At 72.0% G+C, this 6,813-nt stretch carries 6 protein-coding genes; 5 read left to right on the top strand and 1 reads right to left on the bottom strand.

What is annotated here, in order from left to right:
- Window positions 1-360 precede the first annotated feature (360 nt).
- The 3 genes from ACFWVP_RS24985 (at window position 361) to ACFWVP_RS24995 (ending at window position 4,458) form a co-directional block, all read left to right on the top strand.
- Window positions 361-1,419 (top strand): MarR family transcriptional regulator, encoded by a 1,059-nt coding sequence (locus ACFWVP_RS24985; protein WP_384499849.1) that lies wholly within the window; start codon window positions 361-363, stop codon window positions 1,417-1,419.
- 324 nt (window positions 1,420-1,743) lie between these two features.
- Window positions 1,744-2,412 carry a hypothetical protein gene (locus tag ACFWVP_RS24990; protein ID WP_384499850.1) on the top strand — a complete coding sequence of 223 codons (669 nt, stop codon included), beginning with the start codon at window positions 1,744-1,746 and terminating at the stop codon, window positions 2,410-2,412.
- Window positions 2,413-2,751: 339 nt separating this feature from the next.
- The gene (locus ACFWVP_RS24995; protein ID WP_384499852.1) at window positions 2,752-4,458 is read left to right on the top strand and encodes a cellulase family glycosylhydrolase; all 1,707 of its coding nucleotides are present in this window, start codon (window positions 2,752-2,754) and stop codon (window positions 4,456-4,458) included.
- Between the two features lie 81 nt (window positions 4,459-4,539).
- Here ACFWVP_RS24995 and ACFWVP_RS25000 read toward each other — a convergent pair whose 3' ends face one another.
- Window positions 4,540-5,217, bottom strand: coding sequence for a DNA-binding response regulator (locus ACFWVP_RS25000; RefSeq protein ID WP_384499853.1), 678 nt, complete (start codon window positions 5,215-5,217; stop codon window positions 4,540-4,542).
- A gap of 66 nt (window positions 5,218-5,283) precedes the next feature.
- Here ACFWVP_RS25000 and ACFWVP_RS25005 point away from each other — a divergent pair, with 66 nt between their 5' ends.
- The gene (locus tag ACFWVP_RS25005) at window positions 5,284-6,126 is read left to right on the top strand and encodes an oxidoreductase (RefSeq protein ID WP_384499855.1); all 843 of its coding nucleotides are present in this window, start codon (window positions 5,284-5,286) and stop codon (window positions 6,124-6,126) included.
- A gap of 129 nt (window positions 6,127-6,255) precedes the next feature.
- Window positions 6,256-6,756, top strand: coding sequence for a GNAT family N-acetyltransferase (locus ACFWVP_RS25010; protein ID WP_384499857.1), 501 nt, complete (start codon window positions 6,256-6,258; stop codon window positions 6,754-6,756).
- Window positions 6,757-6,813 lie beyond the last annotated feature (57 nt).

Here is a 6,813-nt window from a genome sequence, read left to right on the forward strand (position 1 = left end):
CGAGCCCCGGAGCCCGAGCCCCGGGATCCGAGCCCCGGACAGGCCGTTCACTCCTTCGTGGGGTGACGTGGGGGGTGAAACGGGGGCCCGACCCGGCGCTTGAGCTTCGGGGTTCGGGGGGCTGGATTCGGGGGTCGGGGTTCGAGTGGTGTCTGTTCCCGGTTAGGAAAGGAAGGGGTTCAGGAAAACAGTCCCGCCAACCCTGACCCGTCACGGCCAGCAAGTATGACTAATCGTGACCAGCTTGCGGCGCGGAGTCGCGACTGCTTACGGTGCCCACAACTGAACGACCCCGACGCGGTGTTGGAAGCACCAGGCCGGGGTCTCACCCCAAGATCGATACCCTAGAAAGACGATCTCGTGGCTACCCAGCACCCTAGCTCCGCCCTCCACGCACCCGCATCCTCACGCCCGTACCGGAAAGCCCCGCGCGGTTACGGCAAGCGGTCCGCGCCCGGACAACGCCCGTCCGGTGCTGCGGACTTCGCCTTCCTTCCGGTGCGCGAGCGGTACATCGCCGGTTACGTCGACCGGCTTCCCGAGGGCGCCGCCATGGACATCAAGTCCCTCGCCAAGGACCTGCCGCTTTACGGGCAGATGGCGATCGGCAGCGCCCTGCGCGCCCTGGGCGTGGCCGGGCACCTCCGTCACGTGCGGTGCCGCGTCGAGCATCTCGGTCAGAGCCGCTGGGTCACCCTCACCTACTGGTCCCGCGCCGCCCACGACAACGAGTGGTGGGCCACCCATCTGTCAGGTGAGGAGGGGAGCAAGGCCGCCGTGGGTGTCGAGGCCGGTCCCCCGCCGACCGATGCCGACATCGACACGGCCACCACAGCGGCCGTCGAAGCGCCGTCGCCCACCCAGGAACCGGCGCCCGCACCCGTCCTGGAGCCGGCCCCGGGACCGGCCCCCGCACCGGCCGCCCGGCCCGCCCCCGCCTCGCCCGCCTACCTCGTCCTCGCCCGGCTCGGGCAGCGCGAACCCCGGCTCGGTCTCTCCGCCGCCGACTGCCGGGTCCTGGAGGACCTGGCCGAGCGGTGGTTCGCACGCGGCGTGACCGCCGAGCACCTCATCCACGCCCTCACCTCCGGCCTCCCCGAAACGGTCGGCTCCCCCGTCGGGTTCCTACGCCGTCGCCTCCTCGACAAGCTCCCGCCGGACCTTCCCGCCGCCCCGGAACCCTCTGTCGTCCCGAGCCGCCGTCTGCTGGTCGAATGCACCGACTGCGGAGCCCCCGGGGCCCATGAAGCGATCCTCGACGGGCTCTGCCGCCGCTGCCGCCCGAGCCCTCGGAACGAAGCACCCGAAGCAACCGGAGGGCCCGAGCCCTTCGAAGCCCCGGCAGTCTCTTCGGCACCCGCCGAGCGCGATGTCCACGCGCTGGTCGGCAGCCTCCGCGACATGCTCCGCGCGCCGTGACATACCGCGTCGCGCCCGGCCGGAAACAGGCCCCGGGACGGCGCCGGCCTGGCGGGCAGAGGGTGGAGACCGTGGACGGTCTGGAGATCTTCGCGTCGGCGCTGCGGGGTGACGACGTACGGGGGGCCACGCGTGACCGGCGGCCCCACCCGTGACCGGCCCCCACGCATGACCGCCGCTGCGGACGGCATGCCCGTGAACGCGCGTACCCGTGCGTACCACCCGGGAACCGCCGTGCTCCCTCCGGCCGTCCTCACGCGCGAACCTCCGTGCGAGTCACCCCGAGTGCCGTGCGGGCTCCACGTCACGTACCCGAGGAGAAGCATGAGCGCCCAAGGCAGCACACGACCACGGACCAGCGGCACGGGAAGCACGGGCGACCCGTCGCGGCGTGGCGCCCGTACCGTTCTGTCGGCCGGCTCGCGGGCGGCGGTGCTCGTCGCGGTCGTCCTGGCGGCCACGACCGCCTGCAGCCAGCTCTCCTCCTCCTCGTCCGGTGGCAGCCAGAAGGCCAAGGACTGGGCGGTCGGCGACTGTGCCGGGCCGGACACGAGCAAGTCCAAGGACGGTTTCCAGGCCCTCGACTGCGACGACCCCAAGGCGACGCTCAAGGCGTTGGAGGTCCAGGACGGTGCCATGTTCGCCCAGTCCGTCCAGTGCCCGGCCGGCACGGACGAGATCATCTCGGTGAAGGTCTCCTTCGGCGGCGGCGACGCCTCGACCAGCGGCATACCCACCAAGACCGTCTGCGGGCGCAACCTGTCCGGCGAGCATCCCGGTGACGCCGGCGCGGGCGGCGGCCAGCTGGTGGTCGGCGACTGTGTCGACGACCAGGCGAAGGAGATCGCCTGCGCCGGTGCGAGTGGCGCCGTGAACAAGGTCCTCGCCCTGACCAAGACCTCCGAGGAATGCCCTGCGGCGGCGAACAGCCCCATCGACCTCTTCCCGAGCCCGGGCCGCCCGTACGACACGATCTGCGCCTCGGCCGCCTGACGGCCCCAGGGCTGCGGCTGCGGCTTCGGCTTCGGCTTCGGCTTCGGCCAGGGACGACGAGGCCCACCACCCGGGGACGGGGAGGGGATTGGGACAGGGACGACATGCCGTTCCCGTTCCCGTTCCCGTCCCTGGGCCCGGCGCCGCCCGCCGCCCCGCGCATCACCCAACTCACGCGCCTCACCCCCTCACCCACCGCACCCGCCCCACGAAGTGCCGCGCGACATCTTGACCTGTCCCTGACGAGGTGGCTTTATGGGAGCGCTCCCATTCCCCACTCCATTCCCCCACTCCTTACCGATGCTCAGGTCCCTTGGCGCTCACTCATCTGGAGTCGCAGTGAGAACAGCAAGAGGTACGGCACGCAGCAGTAACCCCGTCATCGCCCTGTTGGCCGCCCTGGCCACCTTCCTCGGGCTGGTGGCCCTCGGCGCCCTCGGTCCGGCCACCGCCCAGGCCCAGGAACGGGCCGGTGAACGGGCCGGTGAACAGACGCAGGCCCGGCCGGCCGCCACCGGCCTGCACATCAGCGACGGCCGCCTGCTCGAAGGCAACGGCAACGACTTCGTCATGCGCGGCGTCAACCACGCCCACACCTGGTACCCGGGTGAGACACAGTCGCTGGCCGACATCAAGGCGACGGGCGCCAACACCGTCCGCGTCGTCCTGTCCGACGGTCATCGCTGGACCGAGAACGGCCCCGCGGAGGTGGCCGGGATCGTCGACCAGTGCAAGGCCAACCGGCTGATCTGCGTCCTTGAGGTGCACGACACCACCGGCTACGGGGAGGACGCCGCGGCCGGAACGCTCGACCACGCCGCCGACTACTGGATCAGCCTTCAGGACGTCCTGACCGGCGAAGAGAACTACGTCATCATCAACATCGGCAACGAGCCCTGGGGCAACACCGACCCCGCGGGCTGGACCGCGCCGACCACCGCCGCCGTCCAGAAGCTGCGGACCGCCGGCTTCGAGCACACGATCATGGTGGACGCGCCGAACTGGGGCCAGGACTGGCAGGGCGTCATGCGCGCCAACGCCCAGGCCGTCTACGACGCCGACACCACCGGCAACTTGATCTTCTCGATCCACATGTACAGCGTCTACAACACCGCCCAGAAGGTCACCGAGTACCTGAACGGCTTCGTGGACGCCGGACTGCCCCTCCTCATCGGCGAGTTCGGCGGCCCTGCCGACCAGTGGGGCGACCCGGACGAGGACACCATGATGGCCGTCGCCGAGCAGCTCGACCTCGGCTACCTCGCCTGGTCCTGGAGCGGCAACACCGACCCGATCCTCGACCTGGTGATCGACTTCGACCCGAGCCGGCTCAGCTCCTGGGGCGAGCGCATCTTCCACGGCGTCAACGGCATCGCCCAGACCTCCCGGGAGGCCACGGTCTTCGGCGGCGGCAACCCGGGCGACACCGAGGCCCCGACCGCCCCCGGCACTCCGACCGCCTCCGCGGTGACGGCGACGTCCGCCGCCCTCACCTGGGCAGCGGCCACCGACAACGTTGCCGTCGCCGGTTACGACGTCGTCCGCGTCAGCGGCGGATCCGAGACCACGGTCGCGGCCTCCGCGACCAACAGCGCCACCGTGAGCGGCCTGACCGCCGACACCGCCTACGCCTTCGCCGTCTACGCCCGGGACGCGGCCGGGAACCGCTCCACCCGCTCGGCCACGGTGAGCGTCACCACCGACGAGGACGGCGGCACGCCGGGCGTGGGCTGCTCCGTCGGATACCGCGTGGTCGGCGACTGGTCGGCCGGGTTCCAGGGCGAGATCGTCATCCGTAACACCGGCACCACCACCATCGACGGCTGGACGCTCGGCTTCGCCTTCGCCAACGGCCAGACCATCAGCAACATGTGGGGCGGAACCCCCGCCCAGAGCGGCGGCACGGTGAGCGTCACCCCCGCCTCGTACACCGCGTCCATCGCGGCCGGTGGGTCGGTCACCGTCGGCTTCACCGCCGCGCGCGGCGCCGCGAACACCGCTCCGACCGCGTTCACCCTCAGCGGCGCCACCTGCGCCACCACCTGATCCGGACCGTACGCCGACCGGTCGGCCTCGGGCGTACGCGTCCGAGCCGGCCGGCACGGTGGCCCCCGACTGCTGCCCCGCTCATCCCTTCGGTGAGCGGGGCAGCCCCAGCTCACCGGCCCGCAGCCCCGCCTGGAAGCGGGAGCCCGCCTCCAGCTCTGCCATCAGCTGGGCCACCCGCCGCCGGTACGTACGCAGCGAGACGCCGAGCCGTCTGGCCGCCGCCTCGTCGGTGAGTCCCGAGCCGAGGGCCTCCAGGATCATGCGGCCGTCGGCGTCGAGGGGCCGGGCGTCACCGCGCAGATAGGTGTCGAGGTCCGCGGAGTTGTCCCAGATCGCGCGGATCAGCGAGTGCACGCCGTCGACCAGGTTCGGCGACGTCGTCACCGTGTACTCACGGCCGGTGGGGGTCTCCCGGCCTGCCAGGATCATCACCCGTCGGTCGATGATGATCGTCTCGTGCGGCAGCGGCGAGCCGCTGATCCGGACGATCGCCCCCTTGCTCTGCACCAGCCGCAGATGCGCGCGGTCGTCCTCGTCGACGAGCGCCACCGGGCTGAGCAGCTTGTGCGAGGAGAATCCCGGGGAGTCCGTCGCACTCACCCGGCTCTGGACCGACGCCCTGGCCTCCGGCTGCGACCACGTCTTGAGGTCCCGCGCCGCGCACAGGAACTCCGTGAACGCCGACTCGAAGAGATGACCGGCGCGTGCCACCAGCTCCGCGTCCCCCTGGACCGAGAACACCTGTTCATTCCGCACCCCACCAGTCTGGCAGCAAGCTGCCACGAGCTCGCCGGGATTCGCGGTCGCCGACAGCATGAGGCCATGACGATCAAGACATTCCCCCTCGGCGGAGACCTGACCGTCAACCGGCTCGGCTTCGGCGCGATGCGCCTGGCGCAGGGCACCTTCCACGGTCCGACGCGAGACCCCGAGACCGGCATCGCGGTACTCCGGCGCGCCGTGGAACTGGGCGTGAACCACATCGACACGGCCGCGTTCTACGCCGGCGGCGCCGTGCGGGCCAACGAACTGATCCGTACGGCGCTGGCCCCCTACCGTGACGACCTGGTGATCGCTACGAAGGTGGGGCCGCTGCCCGGACCGGACGGTTTTCCGAGCGGACAGGCGACGCCCGACCAGCTGCGCGGCCTGGTCGAGACGGATCTGCGAGACCTCGGCCTGGACCGTTTCGACCTCGTCTACCTCCGGGTGGGCGGGATGACCGGACCGGGTGGCGAGTCGATCGCGGAACGCTTCGCCGTGCTGGCCGAGCTCCGCGCGGAAGGGCTGATCCGGCACCTGGGCGTCAGCAATGTCGACGCCGCCCAGTTCGCCGAGGCCCGGACGATCGCGCCCGTCACGGCGGTGCAGAACCAGCACTCCGACGACCTGGGGCTGCGCACGGAATGCGAGGCGGCGGGCATCGCGTACGTCCCGTACTTCCCGCTCGGCGGTGGCGGCAACCCGCTCGACACCGAACGGCTCGGCAAGATCGCGGCCCGCCTGGGCGCGACCACCGCGCAGGTGCAGATCGCCTCGCTCCTGGCGTCGTCCCCCTCGGTGCTGGCGATCCCGGGCACCGGAAGCCTCGCCCACCTGGAGGAGAACCTCGCGGCGGGCGACCTCACCCTCGACGAAGGGGACCTGGCCGCGCTGCGAGGCTGACCCGGACTCCCTTATCCGTACGCCGACTTCACCGGCCGACCTCGGGGACCTCCGGCTCCGGGAGGCCGGCGGCAGCGGCTCGGACGTCGGCTCATACGGGCACGCAGCCGGGTATGTGATCCTGGTTCCATGGCTGAGCAGCGTGAGGTCGTCATCGCCCGGTGGCCCGGTCCGGGGCCGGTCACCGAGGGCGGGCCGGCCGGTCTGCTCGCCGCCTATCACCTGGCCACGGAGGCCGAGAAGGGCGCGCCCGTCGGCGCCGCGGCCGGGCTGCCGGGGCGCTACCGTGCCGAGGTCCTGGACCCGCGGGCCGCGTTCGCCGGCGATGTCGTGCTGGTGGCGTCGAGCGGGGAGACCGCCGTGGGCTGCGTGGTCGTGACCGCGGCCGACGGAGAGCGGTCGGAGGTCAAGCGGCTCTGGACCGACCCCGCGTTCCGCGGCCGACGCGTGGCCTCCGGCCTGATCGAGGCCGCGCTCGCCCACTGTGCCGAGAGAGGTGTCGGCTGGGTCCGGCTGTCGGTGTGGGACTGGCGGGCGGGCGCCATCGCCCTGTACGAGCGGCTCGGTTTCACCGTCACCGAACCGTGGGACGAGCGGGACCGGCTCGTCTGCATGGAGCGCACCGTGTGACCGGGCGCCGCCCCGCTCCCGCCGTGTGACCGGGCGCCGCCCCGCTCGCACCGGTGC

Source organism: Streptomyces sp. NPDC058637 (assembly GCF_042717325.1).
Lineage (GTDB): Bacteria > Actinomycetota > Actinomycetes > Streptomycetales > Streptomycetaceae > Streptomyces.

Bases quoted from the DNA above. Each gene is read 5' to 3' on its own strand.
- ACFWVP_RS25010 (WP_384499857.1), top strand. From the start codon at position 6,256: ATGGCTGAGCAGCGTGAGGTCGTCATCGCCCGGTGGCCCGGTCCGGGG.
- ACFWVP_RS24990 (WP_384499850.1), top strand. From the start codon at position 1,744: ATGAGCGCCCAAGGCAGCACACGACCACGGACCAGCGGCACGGGAAGC.
- ACFWVP_RS25005 (WP_384499855.1), top strand. From the start codon at position 5,284: ATGACGATCAAGACATTCCCCCTCGGCGGAGACCTGACCGTCAACCGG.